General features: G+C 55.4%; 14 protein-coding genes. 10 read left to right on the top strand and 4 right to left on the bottom strand.

Annotated features, from left to right (window positions below; all coding sequences use genetic code 11):
* Nucleotides 1–182 precede the first annotated feature (182 nt).
* From CKF42_RS09870 to CKF42_RS09860, 3 genes are all read left to right on the top strand, one after another.
* Nucleotides 183–1484, top strand: a complete 1302-nt coding sequence (locus tag CKF42_RS09870; protein ID WP_009091062.1) for a flippase — start codon at nucleotides 183–185, stop codon at nucleotides 1482–1484.
* 134 nt (nucleotides 1485–1618) lie between these two features.
* Nucleotides 1619–2629, top strand: a complete 1011-nt coding sequence (gene pyrD, locus CKF42_RS09865) for a quinone-dependent dihydroorotate dehydrogenase (protein WP_111208088.1) — start codon at nucleotides 1619–1621, stop codon at nucleotides 2627–2629.
* Nucleotides 2630–2782: 153 nt separating this feature from the next.
* Nucleotides 2783–3325, top strand: coding sequence for a cell division protein ZapC (locus CKF42_RS09860; RefSeq protein ID WP_009091060.1), 543 nt, complete (start codon nucleotides 2783–2785; stop codon nucleotides 3323–3325).
* Here the strand turns inward: CKF42_RS09860 and CKF42_RS09855 are convergent, their stop codons facing one another.
* Nucleotides 3326–4435 carry a YcbX family protein gene (locus tag CKF42_RS09855; RefSeq protein WP_111208087.1) on the bottom strand — a complete coding sequence of 370 codons (1110 nt, stop codon included), beginning with the start codon at nucleotides 4433–4435 and terminating at the stop codon, nucleotides 3326–3328.
* Between the two features lie 111 nt (nucleotides 4436–4546).
* On the opposite strand from CKF42_RS09855, the gene rlmKL reads away from it, so the two are divergent.
* From rlmKL to rmf, 6 genes are all read left to right on the top strand, one after another.
* A complete protein-coding gene (gene rlmKL / locus CKF42_RS09850) occupies nucleotides 4547–6661 on the top strand; it encodes a bifunctional 23S rRNA (guanine(2069)-N(7))-methyltransferase RlmK/23S rRNA (guanine(2445)-N(2))-methyltransferase RlmL (RefSeq protein WP_111208093.1) in 2115 nt (704 codons plus the stop codon).
* Nucleotides 6662–6667: 6 nt separating this feature from the next.
* Entirely contained in the window at nucleotides 6668–8584 is a 1917-nt protein-coding gene (locus CKF42_RS09845) for an ABC transporter ATP-binding protein (protein ID WP_058957434.1), read from the top strand.
* 14 nt (nucleotides 8585–8598) lie between these two features.
* Nucleotides 8599–9867 (top strand): membrane integrity-associated transporter subunit PqiA, encoded by a 1269-nt coding sequence (gene pqiA / locus CKF42_RS09840; RefSeq protein WP_111208086.1) that lies wholly within the window; start codon nucleotides 8599–8601, stop codon nucleotides 9865–9867.
* The gene (gene pqiB, locus CKF42_RS09835; RefSeq protein WP_111208085.1) at nucleotides 9854–11497 is read left to right on the top strand and encodes an intermembrane transport protein PqiB; all 1644 of its coding nucleotides are present in this window, start codon (nucleotides 9854–9856) and stop codon (nucleotides 11495–11497) included. Before pqiA ends, pqiB begins: the two co-directional genes overlap by 14 nt.
* A complete protein-coding gene (gene pqiC / locus CKF42_RS09830) occupies nucleotides 11494–12063 on the top strand; it encodes a membrane integrity-associated transporter subunit PqiC (protein WP_111208084.1) in 570 nt (189 codons plus the stop codon). The genes pqiB and pqiC overlap by 4 nt, the downstream gene beginning before the upstream one ends.
* Before the next feature lie 278 nt (nucleotides 12064–12341).
* Nucleotides 12342–12509, top strand: coding sequence for a ribosome modulation factor (rmf, locus tag CKF42_RS09825; RefSeq protein WP_008925875.1), 168 nt, complete (start codon nucleotides 12342–12344; stop codon nucleotides 12507–12509).
* 68 nt (nucleotides 12510–12577) lie between these two features.
* Here rmf and fabA read toward each other — a convergent pair whose 3' ends face one another.
* Nucleotides 12578–13096, bottom strand: coding sequence for a bifunctional 3-hydroxydecanoyl-ACP dehydratase/trans-2-decenoyl-ACP isomerase (gene fabA / locus CKF42_RS09820; protein ID WP_009091047.1), 519 nt, complete (start codon nucleotides 13094–13096; stop codon nucleotides 12578–12580).
* Nucleotides 13097–13164: 68 nt separating this feature from the next.
* Nucleotides 13165–15033 carry a Lon protease family protein gene (locus CKF42_RS09815; protein ID WP_111208083.1) on the bottom strand — a complete coding sequence of 623 codons (1869 nt, stop codon included), beginning with the start codon at nucleotides 15031–15033 and terminating at the stop codon, nucleotides 13165–13167.
* Between the two features lie 53 nt (nucleotides 15034–15086).
* Between CKF42_RS09815 and matP the strand changes: the two genes are divergently transcribed.
* The gene (gene matP, locus CKF42_RS09810) at nucleotides 15087–15554 is read left to right on the top strand and encodes a macrodomain Ter protein MatP (protein ID WP_146239929.1); all 468 of its coding nucleotides are present in this window, start codon (nucleotides 15087–15089) and stop codon (nucleotides 15552–15554) included.
* 95 nt (nucleotides 15555–15649) lie between these two features.
* Here matP and ompA read toward each other — a convergent pair whose 3' ends face one another.
* The gene (gene ompA, locus CKF42_RS09805; protein ID WP_111208081.1) at nucleotides 15650–16720 is read right to left on the bottom strand and encodes a porin OmpA; all 1071 of its coding nucleotides are present in this window, start codon (nucleotides 16718–16720) and stop codon (nucleotides 15650–15652) included.
* Nucleotides 16721–17016 lie beyond the last annotated feature (296 nt).

Genomic DNA, 17016 nt, shown 5'->3' with positions numbered 1-17016 from the left:
GGCTACTGTTCAATCGCCCTGAACTCTTTATTGCGTTACAGCATTACAAAGTTAAAAAAGAGCTCAGTCGTGCCGCCTGATCCTGCAAAAGCAGCCGGATTCTGAAAAATTTGAAGCGATATTGTTTATGCCTTAGCGAAATGAGAAGGTGAGACATGCAATGTGTATAAGGTTGTTGCGTCATGGCAAAAGTACTCGATAAAAGTCTGATTATTAATATTTTTTCGCTGCTGGCGTATCGCGGCGCGTCGTTTCTGTTTCCGCTGGCTACGCTGCCCTATCTGGCCCGTGTTCTGGGGGTAGAACAGATGGGTACGCTGGCGCTGGCGATCGCCTGCGTGCTCTATTGCAGCACCATCTCCGACTGGGGATTCAATGTCTTTACCACCAAAGATATTGCTCACCATCGTGACGACAAGGAGCGTGTCAGTCAGCTCTTCTGGTCCACCTTTAACGCCAAGCTGATGCTGCTGCTGCTGACCAGTGGCACGCTGCTCACCGCCACCTGGTTTAATCCTGCCTGGCACTCACTGTTCTTTATTGTGCTGGCGAACTGCACGACGCTGGTTGGTTCGCTGTTTTCCTTTGGCTGGCTGATGCAGGGCTTTGAGAAGCTGGGTAAAACCGCGGTTATCGCCACCTTCGGTAACTTCTGCGCCATTCCGCTGACCTTTTTGCTGGTGAAATCTCCGCAGGACACCTGGCTGGCTGCGTTGATCCCTGGCGTCGTCTCCATGATCAGTGCGGCGATAACGCTGAAGTTTGTGCTGGAGATGAAAGTCATTGGCCATTACCGCTTTGAACCGCGTGAAATTAAACAGCGCATCACCGACAGCATGGATGTCTTTATTGCCATTGCCGGGGCCAACCTGTTTAACAGCGTCAACGTGGTGATCCTGGCGACCTTTACCTCTACCTATATGGTGGGGATCTATAACGGTGCCGATCGCCTGCGTAAAGCGGCAAACTCCGTGCCGGAGCAGATCGGGAGCGCCTTCTTTCCGCGCGTCAGCCACCTGTTCGGCCGGGATAAACGCGCCGCGATTGCCGCAACACGCAAAAGTCTGCTGCTCTCATTCTCTCTGAGTCTGTCGATTGTCATCTTTACCTGGTTTTTTGCTGACCTTGTCGTCTCGATTTTACTGGGTAAAGACTTTATTCCGTCGGCGGATGTGCTGCGCGTCTTCGTGCTCTGCTTCCTGTTTGGCAACATCGCCTATCCGGCCGGATTACAGATCCTGATCCCACACGGCCTGGCGCGCCAGCGTATGTGGGTCATGATGGCGGCGGGGGTGATTAACGTACCGCTCTGCTGTTTCCTGGCCTGGAAGTTTGGCGCAATCGGCGCGGCATGGTCGATGGTGGGTGCGGAAGCGTTTGTCTGTCTTGGCATTTTTGGCATCATGCATCGTCACGGTATCCTGCGAGAATATCTCTTTCCCTCTCAGGTGGAAAATCGCCCCGTAAACGATTCCGCTGCGTAAGATCAAAGCAAGGTGACTTAACTTCCCGCCTTTCCGCCCTTCGATTTACTTTTGCGCCAGAGCACTTTACCATTCTGGCGCACAATTTCCCGTGCACCGACTTTCACGATTGCTTCCGTCCTTCAGGAGAGTGCATGTTTTATCCTATCGTCCGACCGGCGCTGTTTAAACTCGACCCCGAACGCGCGCACGAACTCACCTTTCAGCAACTGCGCTTTATGAATGGCACCCCGCTGGAACGGTTTTATCGCCAGAATCTGCCGTCGCGTCCGGTCACCTGTATGGGACTGACCTTTAAAAATGCCCTTGGCCTGGCCGCGGGCCTGGATAAAAACGCGGAGTGCATTGACGCCTTTGCGGCGATGGGCTTCGGGTTTGTTGAAGTGGGCACCGTCACGCCGCGCGCTCAGGCAGGCAATGATAAGCCGCGCATGTTCCGACTGGTTGAAGCGGGCGGGATTATCAATCGCATGGGATTTAATAATCTGGGGGTCGATCACCTGGTCGAAAACGTGAAAAAAGCGCGTTTTAACGGCGTACTGGGGATTAATATCGGCAAAAATAAAGATACGCCGGTTGAGCAGGGAAAAGAGGATTACCTGATCTGCATGGAAAAGGTGTATGCCCATGCCGGTTATATCGCCATCAATATTTCCTCACCTAACACTCCCGGTCTGCGCTCACTGCAATATGGTGAGGCTCTGGATGATCTGCTTTCCGCCATTAAACAGAAACAAAAAGCGCTGGAACAGCGTCATCTCAAATATGTTCCGCTGGCCGTAAAAATTGCCCCGGACCTCTCTGAAGAGGAGTTAATTCAGGTAGCGGACAGTTTAGTGCGTCACCAGATCGATGGCGTGATTGCTACGAATACCACGCTGGATCGCTCCCTGGTCACGGGGCTTAAGCATGCTGAGGAAGCCGGTGGCTTAAGCGGACGGCCTGTCCAGTCGCGCAGCACGGCGGTCATTCAGCGCCTCTCACAGGAACTGCAGGGACGCCTGCCGATTATCGGCGCAGGCGGCATTGATTCTCTGACCGCTGCGCGTGAAAAGATTGCGGCAGGGGCCACGCTGGTTCAGATCTATTCAGGCTTTATTTATCAGGGGCCAGGATTAATTAAAGATATCGTCACGCATCTCTAAGACAATTCTCACAATGCTTCGCCGGGGGGTTTATTTATCCCCTCGGCTCGTTTATATTTTGTCCTGTTGCACGATTTTTCAGCTTTTCCTTATATTCTATTTTCGCTGAATTCTGCGTGACGTATGGCGCAGCGGTAAAAGACAGGGCAGACGATGAACATTAAACCCGACGATAACTGGCGTTGGTATTTTGACAACAGCCACGACCGAATGATGCTCGACCTGGCAGACGGTATGCTTTTTCGCTCCCGCTATTCCCGCAAAATGCTCACGCCCGATGCGTTCTCAGAGTCGGGTTTCTGTGTTGATGATGCCGCCCTCTATTACACCTTTGAAGAGACCTGCCGTCAGTGCAAACTCAGTGGCAGCCATCGCGCTGAACTGGTGCTGAATGCCCTGGTCGCCGCGCGCTTCCTGAAACCGCTGATGCCGAAAAGCTGGCACTTCACCGCATATGCCCCGGCTATGCAGCCGCGGCCCGGTGAGATGGTGCAGGTTACGCTGGCAGAAGAGGGAACGCAGGCGCGTCTGCTGGTGGTTGAAAGCGGCAGTAACGCGGCGCTCTGCCTGCTGGCTCAGCCAGCACTGACGCTGGCCGGCAAAAATATGGTGCTCGGCGATGCCATCAAGGTGATGAACGACCGCCTGCAGCCCTGGTATCAGGATGTCGCACCGCGCTATGCCCGCGCGGTCTGACTACTTCAGTTCGACATCGCCTGCCGGAATACAGCTGCAGCTCAGCAGCGTTCCGTCCTGACGCACGGCGCCTTTTTTCAGCGCTTTAACTTCGCCCGACACCAGATTCAGCTTACAGCTGCCGCACAGTCCCGCACGACAGGAGTAGGGGATACGAAATCCCTGCATTTCCAGCTGATCCAGTAACACCTGCTGATTATCCCCGCGGAAGGTCTGTCCCTGAAAGGTGATAGCCACATCATCAGGGGTCTGCGGCTGCGGTTTCAGCGTCTCAATGACCTCTCCGGCACCGTAGAGGCGCGGAGCATGGCGCTTCAGGATCACCATTTCGTCACCGGCACGTACCACACCCTGATTACGGGCCACCAGATTCAGGCCAAAATCGATATCCCCGCTGCCATCCTGGGCGCTGCGGAACGTCTGCAGAGTGGCGAGCGGATGACCGGCAGGATGTTTGCGTCCGGTTTCGGGGCTGACCGTGGTCAGCACGCAGCGACTGCAGGGTTTCGGCACTTCAAAGATGACTTCACCTATCCGGATCTCCGCCCAGCTGTCTTCATCCCATGCAGCCGCGCCGCTCACGACCAGATTGGGACGAAACTGTTCGGCACGTACGCTGGCCGGGCAGCGCTGTTGCAGGTCATGCAGCGAGGCGCTGTTCACCAGCAAAAACGGATAGCCATCGGCAAAACTCAGCGGGACATGGTCAAATGCTTTGACCCGGCGACGGGGTTCAGGTCCGACCCAGCGCAGCTGGACGTCACGGGGAAAGAACTGGCTCAGCCACTGATTCATGGCGGGCGGGGCGATGCGTGCGCTGAAGCGATTGCCCCAGACCTCGGTCGGGTGTTCCTGCTCCCCGAAATCGCTGAAGCGGATAAGCATGTGACTGCCGTCAGGCGCTTCCAGTAACAGCCCCTCAGGTAAAATAGCGGGTGTAAAGCGCACCATCTCCGGATGCTGCCGGGCGGTAATAAAGGTGCCGTCAGGTTCCGTCACCATAAACAGACGATCAAAAGCCAGCCCGCTGCCAGAAACCCGGGCGTGTGACAGCGCCAGCCCCCGCATCGACTTCACAGGATGAATAAATAAGCGGGAAAGCGTGATCATGGTGTTCTCCTTGAAACCCGACGCGCAAGACAAAAGAAGCTAACTTTATGACATAGGTCTGTGATTCGCTATAATGCGCGACAATTTTCTCAAGAGTTAAAAAGTGACGATATGAATTCTCTGTTTGCCAGCACGGCGCGTGGGCTCGAAGAGCTGTTAAAAAGTGAGCTGGACGCGCTGGGCGCGCAGGATTTGCAAGTGGTGCAGGGAGGCGTTCACTACGAAGCCGACGATCGCGTCATGTACCAAAGCCTGATGTGGAGCCGTTTAGCATCACGCATCCTGTTGCCGCTGGGAGAGTTTGGCGTCTACAGCGACCTCGATCTCTATCTGGGTGTGCAGGGCGTGGACTGGCCGTCCATGTTCGGCAGCGACAAAACCTTTGTCGTCCATTTCAGCGGCACCAATGACTCGATTCGCAACAGCCAGTTTGGTGCGCTGAAAGTCAAAGATGCCATTGTGGACAGCTTTACCCGTAAGAATCTTGAGCGTCCCAATGTCGATCGTGAGCAGGCGGATATTCGTATCAACGTCTGGCTGAATGACGATCGCGCCAGCATCGCGCTGGATCTGAGCGGCAGTTCATTACATCAGCGTGGCTATCGCCAGCAGACCGGTCAGGCACCGTTAAAAGAGAATCTGGCGGCGGCGATTGTGCTGCGTTCTGGCTGGGAGCCATCCACCCCGCTGATCGATCCGATGTGCGGTTCAGGTACGCTGCTGATTGAAGCTGCGCTGATCGCCTGCGATCGTGCGCCTGGCCTGCTGCGCCGTCACTGGGGCTTTATGGCCTGGAGCCAGTTTAATGCTGCGCTGTGGCAGGACGTGAAAAACGAAGCGCATAATCGTGCCCGCACCGGCACGGAGAATACGCAGGCGCGCTTCTTTGGCTATGACACGAACGGCCGGGTGCTGGAGTGGGCGCAGGCGAATGCCCGCCGTGCGGGTGTGGAAGAGCTCTTTACCTTTGCACAGCAGGATCTGCTGAAGCTGACTAATCCGGTGGATGCGGCGGTTCACGGCACGGTGCTGAGCAACCCCCCCTACGGTGAGCGCCTGGAGAGCGAACCGGCGCTGATCGCGCTGCACAGTCAGCTTGGACGCCTGATGAAACAGCATTTTGGCGGCTGGAAGCTTTCCCTGTTCAGCGCCTCACCTGAGCTGCTGAGCTGCCTGCAGCTGCGCGCCGACCGTCAGTTTAAAGCCAAAAACGGCCCGCTGGATTGCGTGCAGAAAAACTATCAGCTCGCGGTGAACAGCAGCGAAAGCGCCGGACAGATTGCGGAAGATTACGCAAACCGTCTGCGTAAAAACGTGAAGAAGCTGGAGAAGTGGGCGCGTCAGGAAGGCATTGAATGCTACCGCATTTACGATGCCGATCTGCCAGACTACAACGTGGCTGTTGACCGCTACGCTGACTGGGTGATTATCCAGGAGTATGCGCCACCGAAAACCATCGATCCCAACAAAGCGCGTCAGCGCCTGTTCGATGTGATCAGTGCGACGCTCACCGTACTGGCGTTGCCTGCAGACCGTCTGATAATGAAAACCCGCGAACGCCAGAAGGGCAAAGCGCAGTATCAGAAGCTGAGTGAGAAGGGCGACTATTTCGAAGTTAAAGAGTTTAATGCGCGTTTCCTGGTGAACCTGACCGACTATCTCGATACCGGTCTGTTCCTCGACCACCGCATTGCCCGCAAAATGCTCGGTAATATGAGCAAGGGTAAAGATTTCCTGAATCTGTTTGCTTACACCGGCACCGCCAGTGTGCATGCCGGTCTGGGCGGGGCACGCTCGACCACCACGGTCGATATGTCACGCACCTATCTGGAGTGGGCGGAACGCAACCTGCGTCTCAACGGGCTGACCGGTCGTCAGCACCGTCTGATGCAGGCGGACTGCCTGAGCTGGCTGCATGAGAGTGATGAGAATTTTGACATGATCTTTATCGATCCGCCAACTTTCTCCAACTCCAAGCGTATGGAAGAGAGCTTCGACGTTCAGCGCGATCATATGATGCTGATGCGTAACCTGAAGCGCCTGCTGCGTCGCGGCGGCACCATCATGTTCTCCAACAACAAACGCGGTTTTAAAATGGACATGGATGGCCTGAAATCTCTGGGCCTGCAGGCGCAGGATATTACCCAGAAAACGCAGTCGCAGGATTTCGCGCGCAACCGACACATTCACAACTGCTGGCTGATCACACACGCCGGTAAGGAATAAGATTACATGTCATTAATCAGTATCCACGGCGCCTATCTCTCCTTCAGCGATGCGCCGCTGCTAGACAACACCGAACTGCATATCGAAGAGAACGAGCGCGTCTGTCTGGTCGGCCGTAACGGTGCAGGTAAATCCACCCTGATGAAGATCATCAATGGTGAACAGCCCCTGGATGATGGTCGCATTATTTATGAAACCGACCTGGTCGTGGCACGTCTGCAACAGGACCCCCCACGCAATATTACCGGTTCGGTCTATGACTTCGTGGCTGAAGGCGTTGAAGAGCAGGCAGAGCATCTGAAAGCCTATCACGCCATTTCCCATCTGGTGATGGACGATCCAAGCGATAAAAACCTCAACGAGATGGCGCGTCTGCAGAGCATTCTCGACCATCAGAATCTGTGGCAGCTGGAAAGCCGCATCCATGATGTGCTGGAGCAGATTGGCCTGAAGCCCGATACCGAGCTCTCATCGCTTTCGGGTGGCTGGCTGCGTAAAGCGGCGCTGGGCCGTGCGTTGGTGAGCAATCCGCGCGTTCTGATGCTGGATGAACCAACGAACCACCTGGATATTGAAACCATCGACTGGCTGGAAACCTTCCTAAAGAATTTCAGCGGCAGCATCGTCTTTATCTCCCATGACCGTTCGTTTATCCGCAACATGGCGACGCGGATCGTCGACCTTGACCGCGGCAAACTGGTCTCCTGGCCGGGCAACTACGATCAGTATCTGGCGGGTAAAGAGGAAGCGCTGCGCGTCGAAGAGATGCAGAACGCGGAGTTTGACCGCAAGCTGGCGCAGGAAGAGGTGTGGATCCGTCAGGGCATCAAAGCCCGTCGTACCCGCAATGAAGGTCGCGTGCGTGCGCTGAAAGCCCTGCGTCGCGAGCGTTCTGAACGCCGTGAAGTGATGGGCAAAGCGAACATGCAGGTGGGCGAAGCCTCCCGCTCGGGCAAAATTGTCTTTGAACTGGAAAATGTCGATTACGCGGTCGATGGCAAAGTGCTGGTGAAGGACTTCTCTTCCCAGGTGCAGCGTGGCGATAAGATTGCTTTGATCGGGCCAAACGGCTGCGGTAAAACCACACTGCTGCGCCTGATGCTGCAACAGCTTAAGGCCGATCATGGCCGCGTGCATTCCGGCACCAAGCTGGAAGTGGCCTACTTTGACCAGCACCGTGCGGAGCTGGACCCGGATCGCACCGTGATGGACAACCTGGCCGAAGGCAAGCAGGAAGTCCTGGTCAACGGCAAACCGCGCCACGTTCTGGGTTATCTGCAGGACTTCCTGTTCCACCCGAAACGGGCCATGACCCCGGTGCGCGCGCTCTCTGGTGGTGAACGTAACCGCCTGCTGCTGGCGCGTCTGTTCCTGCGTCCCAGCAACCTGATGATTCTCGATGAACCGACTAACGACCTCGACGTCGAAACGCTGGAACTGCTGGAAGAGCTGATTGATGGTTATCAGGGCACGGTACTGCTGGTCAGCCACGATCGTCAGTTCGTCGATAATACCGTGACCGAGTGCTGGATTTTCGAAGGGAATGGCGAGATTGGCACCTTTGTTGGCGGCTACCACGATGCACAACAGCAGCGTGCAGCCTACCGTCAGCACAAGGCCTCAGCCCCAGCCAGAGCGGCAACCAGCACCGCGAAGCCCGCCGCAGAGAAGAGCGAGGCGAAGCGTAACGTGAATAAACTCAGCTATAATCTGGCGCGTGAGCTGGAACAATTGCCGCAAAAACTGGAGCAGCTTGAAGCGCGCATCGGTGAACTGCAGGCGAAGATGAGTCATCCGGACTTCTTCAGTCAGCCACACGATCAGACGCAACCGGTGCTGGATAACCTTGCTCAGGCCGAGCAGGAGCTGGAAACCGCGTTTGCGCGATGGGAAGAGCTTGAGTCACTGAAAAACGGCGCGTAGGGCAGGGCTAACGGATGTGTTCAGCAGTGAAAACTAACGCGTGGATGCTCTGTCCACAGTGCGATTTAACGATCAGGCTGCCGGACATTCCCGTTGGCAGCCGGGCATCATGCCCGCGCTGCCACACTGCTCTGACGGCGAACTGGCATGAACCGCGTAAACGACCAACGGGCTACGCGCTGGCGGCGCTGTTTATGCTGGTGCTGGCGAACCTGTTTCCATTCGTCTCTATGAAGGTGGCCGGGCTGACCAGCCAGATCACCCTGATGCAGATACCCAGAGTGATGGTGTCGGAAGATTACAGCAGTCTCGCCACGCTGTTTCTGCTGTTCGTGCAGGCGGTTCCCGCCTTCTGCATGATAACCATCCTTTTGCTGGTCAATCCGATACCGTTACCCACGCCGCTCAGAGTCGGTCTCGCCCGAATCCTGTTTCATCTGCGCAACTGGGGCATGTCAGAAATCTTCATGGCTGGCGTGCTGGTCAGCTTCGTCAAGCTGATGGCCTATGGTGAAATCGGACTGGAAACCAGCTTCTGGCCCTGGGTTCTGTTCTGTCTGCTGCAGTTGCGTGCCTTTCAGTGCGTCGATCGGCGTGCGCTGTGGGATCGCCTCTCACCCCGACCCGCACTGCCGCATGCGCCCGAGGTGGGCGTCAGTGGCCTGGCGCAGGGCCTGCGATCCTGTCCCTGCTGCACCGCCATTCTGCCTGCGGATAAGCCCGTCTGTCCGCGTTGTGGCGTCCAGGCACAGGCCCGGCGTAAGCACAGCCTGCAGTGGACGCTGGCGCTGCTGCTCACCTCGGTGCTGCTCTACATTCCGGCTAACCTGATGCCGATTATGGTCACGGAGACGCTGGGCAGCGCCTATCCCTCCAATATCATGGCGGGGGTGATTGTGCTGTGGGCTGATGGCTCCTATCCGGTGGCGCTGGTGATCTTTATCGCCAGCATCATGGTGCCGACGCTGAAAATGCTGGCAATTGGCTGGCTCTGCTGGGATGCCAGCGGACGCGGACGGCGGGACAGCCACAAAATGCATAAGATTTATGAAGTGGTCGAGTTTGTTGGCCGCTGGTCGATGATCGACGTGTTTGTGATTGCCGTGCTCTCTGCGCTGGTGCGTATGGGGCAATTAATGAATGTGTATCCCGCGTGGGGGGCAGTTCTGTTTGCGATGGTGGTGATCATCACCATGATCGCTGCCATGACCTTTGACCCGCGATTACTCTGGGATCGTGCACGTGAAAACACAATGAAGGAGTCGCGCCTTGACGGAAACTAACCACGGCCATGCAAAGGTGGAACAGATTAAGCGCTGGTCGCCGGTCTGGATTGTCCCCATCGTCACGCTGCTTATCGGCGGATGGATCCTCTTCTATCACTTCAGCCATCAGGGGCCGGAAGTGACATTAATTACCGAAAACGCTGAGGGCATTGTGGCAGGTAAAACCACCATTAAAAGCCGCAGCGTGGATGTCGGTGTGGTGGAAAGCGCGGTGCTAAGCGACGATCTCCATCATGTGGAAATTAAAGCGCGCCTGAACGCGGGCATGGACAAGCTGCTGCACAGCGACAGCGTGTTCTGGGTCGTGAAACCGCAGGTGGGCCGTGAAGGTATCAGCGGCCTTGGCACGCTGTTGTCAGGCGCCTACATCGAACTGCAGCCCGGCACGAAAAACCAGGCACCTGAGCAGTACAAGCTGCTGGATGCTCCGCCGCTGGCGCCACCGGATGCCAAAGGGATCCGCATCATACTGGACAGCAAAAAAGCCGGTCAGCTTAATCCGGGCGATCCGGTTCTGTTCCGCGGCTACCGGGTCGGTACAGTGGAAACCAGTTCGTTTGACACCGATAAACGCATGATGACCTATCAGTTGTTTATCGCCGCGCCTTACGACCGCCTTGTGACCACCAATGTGCGTTTCTGGAAAGACAGCGGCATCGCCGTGGATATGTCCGCGTCAGGCATGCGGGTCGAAATGGGATCGCTGACCACGCTGTTCAGTGGCGGCGTCAGTTTCGATGTGCCGGATGGCTGGGATCTGGGTGAAGCGGCGACAAATCATGCCAACTATCATCTGTTTGACGATCAGCGCAGCATCCAGGATTCGCTCTACACCAATCACGTCGACTATGTGCTCTTCTTCTCAGACTCCATTCGCGGTCTGCAGGCGGGTGCACCGGTTGAATTCCGCGGCATTCGCCTCGGTACCGTGTCACAGGCACCGCTGATGAAAGCGGGTCTGGATCAGGCACTGAACAACGATTACCGCGTTCCGGTGCTGATTCGCATTGAGCCGGATCGCTTTATCAGCCGACTGGGCGAGAATTTCGATCTGGAGCAGCATCTGCAGGATGGGAAGAAACGTGGCCTGCGTGCCACGCTGAAAACCGGCAACCTGCTGTCGGGTGCGCTCTATGTCGATCTCGACTTCTATGACAATGCGCCAGCCTACAAAGGCCCGCAGAAAGTCTCAGGCTATGAAGTGATCCCAACCGTCAGCGGCGGACTGAGCCAGATTCAGCAGAAACTGATGGCGGCCCTGGATAAGATCAACAGCCTGCCTCTGAACGGCATGGTCAATGAAGCGACCGGTACGCTGAAAGAGAGTCAGAAGACGATGCGCGATCTGCAGCGCACTATCGACAATATCAACAAAGTGACCGCCAGTCCGGCAATGAAGACCCTGCCGGAAGATCTGCAGCAGACGCTGCGTGAGCTGAATCGCAGCATGAAAGGACTGCAGCCCGGTTCGCCTGCTTACAGTAAGCTGGTCGGGGATATGCAACGACTGGATCAGGTGCTGCGTGAACTTCAGCCGGTACTGAGGACACTCAACACCAAGAGCAATGCGCTGGTATTTGAGGCGAAACCGGGACAGGATCCCCAGCCGAAGAGGGCGAAACAGTGAAAAAAGGATTGATACTTTGTGCCGCGCTGGTGATGAGCGCATGCAGCAGCAGCGTTGACAATACCTGGTATCAGCTGCCCTCCGGGGCGGCTTCCATGCAGGTCAGCAGCAGCCAGATGAACGAAGCTCAGCCGATGCTGTGGGTGCAGCAGGTGACGGTGCCGGATTATCTGGCCGGTAACGGGCTGGTCTACCAGACCAGTGACGTCAAATATGTCATTGCCGCCAACAACCTCTGGGCCAGTCCGCTTGATCAGCAGCTGCAGCAGACGCTGATCACCAATCTGAGCAAGGCGCTGCCTGGGCGGCTGGTAGCCGGATCGCCGCTGGGCGCGCAGCACGACACGCTGAATGTGACTATTACAGGCTTTCAGGGGCGCTACGACGGCAAGGCGATTGTCAGCGGTGAATGGACGCTGGAGCATCAGGGCCGTCTGACCAAACAGGCATTTAATATTGTCCTGCCGCAGACTGAAGATGGCTACGATGCCATGGTCAGAACGCTGGCCACCGGCTGGCAGCAGACGGCGCAGCAGATCGTCAATAGTGTGGTTGCGCTAAATTAAGAATATTATGAATAAATAAGCTAAGCCCCTGATGAAATGTCGCGATATAACGGCATGATTCAGGGGCTTTTTATTAGCTCAATCAGGGCGATAGTGTTGCCGTCTCCATCACAAAACCGCGCTTTCTTTTCCGATTAAGGTCACATTTATGACAGTGGCATGAAGATTGCGCATTGATCTTTAGGTGCGCAGGGGGTAGAACGTAAGAGTGGTTGAACATTAATTCACCACTTTTCTTTCCACCAGATTCCACAGACCTTACATGAGGGACACGGAGTATGAAGAGACAGAAACGAGACCGCCTCGAACGCGCCCATTCACGTGGTTATCAGGCAGGCATTACTGGACGCTCAAAAGAGATGTGTCCGTATCAGTTGATTGACGCTAAGTCTCACTGGTTGGGAGGTTGGCGACAAGCCATGGAGGACAGGTCGGTAGCAGCATAACCGGATGTCACTGAAAAAGGAAAATAACCTCCGCCTGGCGCGGAGGTTTTTGTTTCTGTGCAGAATGCTCAGAATGCCGCGGTGTCTTTGAACAGACCCACTTTGAGATCGCTGGCGGTGTAGATCAGATTACCGTCAACCAGCACTTCGCCATCTGCCACGCCCATCACCAGCTTGCGGTTGATCACGCGTTTGAAATGAATGCGGTAGGTGACTTTCTTCGCGTCCGGCAGGACCTGACCAGTGAATTTCACTTCACCCACGCCCAGCGCACGACCTTTACCTTCGCCGCCCAGCCAGCCCAGATAGAAACCTACCAGCTGCCACATGGCATCCAGACCCAGGCAGCCTGGCATCACCGGATCGCCGATAAAGTGGCAGCCGAAGAACCAGAGATCGGGATTGATATCCAGTTCTGCTTCAACAAAGCCTTTGTCATATTTGCCGCCGTCTTCGGTCATTTTGACCACGCGGTCCATCATCAGCATGTTGCCGGAAGGAAGCGGCGGACCATTTTCGCCAAACAGTTCACCACGACCTGACAGAATCAGATCTTCTTTGGTATAGGATTCGCGTTTATCTACCATGTTTTCAATAAGCCTTGTTTTAGTGAATCACGAATATTAGCGAACAGTTGTACGCTGAGCAAATCGGATTAACGCTGGTTGAACCAGTTAAGCCAGCGCAGCGCCCAGGGACGTTGCGGGACATTCGGCTGGTTGAACAGGCTGATGCGTTCCTGGATGGTGTGCAGCAGGCAATCGCCCTCGCCATCCTCCGTACGCCATATTTTGCCGGTCAGCAGTGGCAGCGCCTCATCAGCACGTTCTACAGCCCAGATGTGGAAACGGCCCTGTTCTACCGCACTGACCACTGCCTGGCTGAGGCTGAGATGACGCACATTACAGGCCGGGATAATGACGCCCTGCTGGCCGGTCAGTTCACGCTGATGGCAGATCTCGAAGAAACCTTCAATCTTCTCATTCAGGCCGCCTACCGGCTGGACGTTGCCGAACTGATCAACCGATCCGGTGACGGCAATCTGCTGATTGATTGGCTGGTTAGCCAGCGCGCTGATCAATGCACAGAGCTCGGCCAGAGAGGCGCTGTCGCCATCAACTTCAGAGTATGACTGCTCAAATACCATCGACGCTGAGAAGGGCAGTTGCTGATCGAGCTCCAGCTCTGCGATCAGGTAAGCCTGCATGATCATCATGCCTTTAGCATGGATATTGCCGCCTAGCTCCGCCTTACGCTCAATATCCATGAACTCCCCATCACCGGGGTGAACGACGCAGGTAATCCGTGTCGGATCGCCCCAGGCGCGGGGATGGCCAGGATATTCAACGACCGAGAGGCCGTTGATCTGACCGACCACTTCGCCTTCGGTTTCAATCAGAATCTGTCGCAGCAGGATTTCATCCCGCATCCGCTCATTGAGATAGTTCTCACGCCATAAGCGGGCTTCCAGTGCGTCGCGAAGCGCTTCGGCATTGAGCGTGTCACCCATCAGGGCTGACTCGCGCATCTGGCGCTGCAGCCAGCGCGGACAGAGGGGCAATGTCTCCTGATCGCCGCTATAGCGGACACCCTCTTTAATCAGTTCCGGCCAGAAGTCCGCTTCCGGAACCGGCAGACCCGCCTGACGCGCCAGCTCTTCGTTCCAGCGACACCAGGCCAGCATGTCATCTTCATCCAGAATCTGAATGTTCTCTTCAAATTCGGTATAAATCGCCATTTCATGCGCTTCAGGATCGAGCTCCTGAAAATCGGCCAGCACCTCGCGGTCTCCGCACAGCACCAGATTCAGCCTGAGCGGCACAGGCGGAACAGAGACGGGCAGGGGCCGGCGCTCATCCTGGGAAGTCCACTCCACGTAGCCCTGCTCAATCGCTTTTTTCAGGCGCAACCAGAGGATCGGCTGGGTCATCAGGCTTCGCAGTGAGAGCACCAGCGTACCGCCATTGGCGCGATGGATCAGGCCCGGCTCAGGCTGGAGGCGATCTTTATACTGGCGTACGCAGCCAAACAGCTGCTCCATCTCAACCCATTCAGCAAAATGAATGCCACCCTGACTGGTGAACGGGCGCTGAGGATCGGAGGGCGGCTGGAGCGTGATAGTGTCACCCATGATATGGTAATCACCGCCGTACAGCGTGGTACTGTCGGGCATCACCCGCTGTGCGGCCTGGGCAATGAAGGTCAGATAATCGCGATTCTCCTGGCTTCGAACCAGCAGTAACGGGAATCCCTGCGACTGATGATGTAAATGCGCCAGCGCATTCAGCAACCGGGGCTGTACCGTTGCCAGAGCATCAGTTTCTTCATCAGCAATTCGGGAGAAAACGGATTGGTATGGTGCGCTATCCGGCTGTAAGGTCTGCCACGTAAGTTGGGTGCTGGTCAAAATAATCGCATTTATCTGTTTTAAGAAAAGCGAGATTATACAGGATTCACCCTGGTTAAGCACTGCAGACTTCCTGGCGAAGTTGTGAAGCTGACAGCATGTTTTTCGTTGCTGCATCCGGGAAAAAAGCTGTTATTCTTAGCTCGTTACGTGATCACGATGAGATTCCGATGAAATACCAGCAACTCGAAAATCTTGAAAGTGGATGGAAGTGGAAATACCTGGTGAAAAAACATCGGGAAGGTGAACTGATCACGCGTCACCTTGAATTGAGTGCGGCGCAGGCGGCAGTCGATAAACTGCTGGCGATGGAAAATAATCCGGTGACGGTGAATGAATGGATTGCTGAACATATCCATGCCGATCTTGATAACCGGCTGAAACAGACCATTCGCGCACGGCGGAAACGCCATTTTAATGCAGAACATCAGCATACCCGAAAAAAATCGATCGACCTGGAGTATCTGGTCTGGCAGCGACTGGCCGGACTGGCACAGCGGCGCGGCTGTACCCTCTCTGAGACCATTGTTCAGCTGATCGAGGATGCGGAACGTAAAGAGAAATATGCTACGCAGATGTCGAGTCTGAAGCAGGACCTGCAGGAGATTCTGGGTAAATCAGGTTCAGAGAACGACTAGCCGGGCAGGTGGAGCAGGGTGGCCAGCTCCGAACATCCCTTTATTACCGGCATAAAAAAACCCCGCCTGAGCGGGGTTTTTTATTACGTGTTAACTTAAGCCTGTGGCTGAGTTACAACGTCTTTGATGCCTTTAACGTCGATTTCTACGCGACGGTCCGGCGCCAGGCAGTCGATCAGGGCGTTACGGCCTTTCACGCTGTCACAGGTGTTACCGGTAACTGGGTTAGATTCACCCATGCCACGTGCAGAGATCTTGTTAGAAGGGATACCTTTAGAAACCAGGTAATCTACGACTGACTGAGCACGTTTCTCAGACAGTTTCTGGTTGTACTGCTCTGAACCGATACGGTCAGTGAAGCCCAGTACAACAACGGAACCATCTTTAGGATCCATTGAGCTCAGCTGGCTGTACAGCTGATCCAGAGCCTGCTGGCCTTCTGGCTTCAGGGTCGCTTTGTTGAAGGTGAACAGAACGTCAGACTTCAGAGTGAAACGCTTGGTTTCAACAACGGGTGCTGGAGCTGGGGCCGGAGCCGGAGCCGGTGCAGCGACGTCATCCTGACCGAAGCGGTAAGAAACGCCTACGCTCAGCAGGCCGTTGTCTGGACGTGCGCCAACGGTCTGTGCATCACCGATGTTGTTAACCCACTGGTAGTCCAGGCGGGTAGCCCAGTTTTTGGTCAGTGCATATTCAACACCTACAGCAGCCAGCGGAGATACGCCGGTGTCGTGGTCGCTGATGCGGCCATTAGTTGGGTTAGTCTGAGTTGAATCTGCACGCCATACCATGCCGCCCAGACGGGTGTACACGTCCAGATCGTCATAGATTGGGTAGCTCAGTTTAGCTGCCAGCTGAACGCCCTGCGCTTTGAATGCGCCGTTAGTCACGGTGCCTTTGTTAGGCATGCGACCCAGCCAGTCATAGCCCAGCTCGAAACCCAGGTATGGGTTTGCCTGATAACCAACGAACGCACCTGCGCCCAGCTGGCTTTCATGAGTTGGACCGTTGTTGTTCTCATAACCGTTACCGTAGTAACCAGTGTCGTGATACTGAGACCAGCCCAGTTTAGCACCGGTGTACCAGGTGTCATCTTTAGGAGCGGCCTGCGCTACGGTAGCGAAGCCAGCCAGTGCCACTGCAATTGCGATAGCTGTCTTTTTCATTTTGCGCCTCGTTATCATCCAAATAGGCAATGAGCAAAAAGGTTGCTCTTGGTTTAAATCCTTCGCCGGGTCAAAACGCTCGCTTATGACTCTACCGCAAAAAAACGGAGGTTATTGAGCACCCTGGCGAGATAAAGTCTACAACGAGATTGGAAACTTACAAGTATGATGTGAGGCGCTTCTGTAAAAAAACAGCGATTTATACACAATTTCTAACAATTAGCCTGGTAGTATTGTCGCGGCAGCAAGCCTGAAAAACCTGCTAAACCATTGTCAATGCTCGAACTAACAGAATC

Origin of the sequence: Pantoea sp. ARC270 (genome assembly GCF_003236725.1) — a bacterium.
Classification (GTDB): Bacteria; Pseudomonadota; Gammaproteobacteria; order Enterobacterales; family Enterobacteriaceae; genus Pantoea; species Pantoea anthophila.
Note: the sequence above shows the minus strand (reverse complement) of the source record. Positions and strands in the feature narration are given on the sequence as shown.

Coding starts and splice junctions, on each gene's coding strand:
- CKF42_RS09870 (WP_009091062.1), top strand. CDS start 183: ATGGCAAAAGTACTCGATAAAAGTCTGATTATTAATATTTTTTCGCTG.
- pyrD (WP_111208088.1), top strand. CDS start 1,619: ATGTTTTATCCTATCGTCCGACCGGCGCTGTTTAAACTCGACCCCGAA.
- CKF42_RS09860 (WP_009091060.1), top strand. CDS start 2,783: ATGAACATTAAACCCGACGATAACTGGCGTTGGTATTTTGACAACAGC.
- CKF42_RS09855 (WP_111208087.1), bottom strand. CDS start 4,435: ATGATCACGCTTTCCCGCTTATTTATTCATCCTGTGAAGTCGATGCGG.
- rlmKL (WP_111208093.1), top strand. CDS start 4,547: ATGAATTCTCTGTTTGCCAGCACGGCGCGTGGGCTCGAAGAGCTGTTA.
- CKF42_RS09845 (WP_058957434.1), top strand. CDS start 6,668: ATGTCATTAATCAGTATCCACGGCGCCTATCTCTCCTTCAGCGATGCG.
- pqiA (WP_111208086.1), top strand. CDS start 8,599: ATGTGTTCAGCAGTGAAAACTAACGCGTGGATGCTCTGTCCACAGTGC.
- rmf (WP_008925875.1), top strand. CDS start 12,342: ATGAAGAGACAGAAACGAGACCGCCTCGAACGCGCCCATTCACGTGGT.
- fabA (WP_009091047.1), bottom strand. CDS start 13,096: ATGGTAGATAAACGCGAATCCTATACCAAAGAAGATCTGATTCTGTCA.
- CKF42_RS09815 (WP_111208083.1), bottom strand. CDS start 15,033: ATGCAGCAACGAAAAACATGCTGTCAGCTTCACAACTTCGCCAGGAAG.
- matP (WP_146239929.1), top strand. CDS start 15,087: ATGAAATACCAGCAACTCGAAAATCTTGAAAGTGGATGGAAGTGGAAA.
- ompA (WP_111208081.1), bottom strand. CDS start 16,720: ATGAAAAAGACAGCTATCGCAATTGCAGTGGCACTGGCTGGCTTCGCT.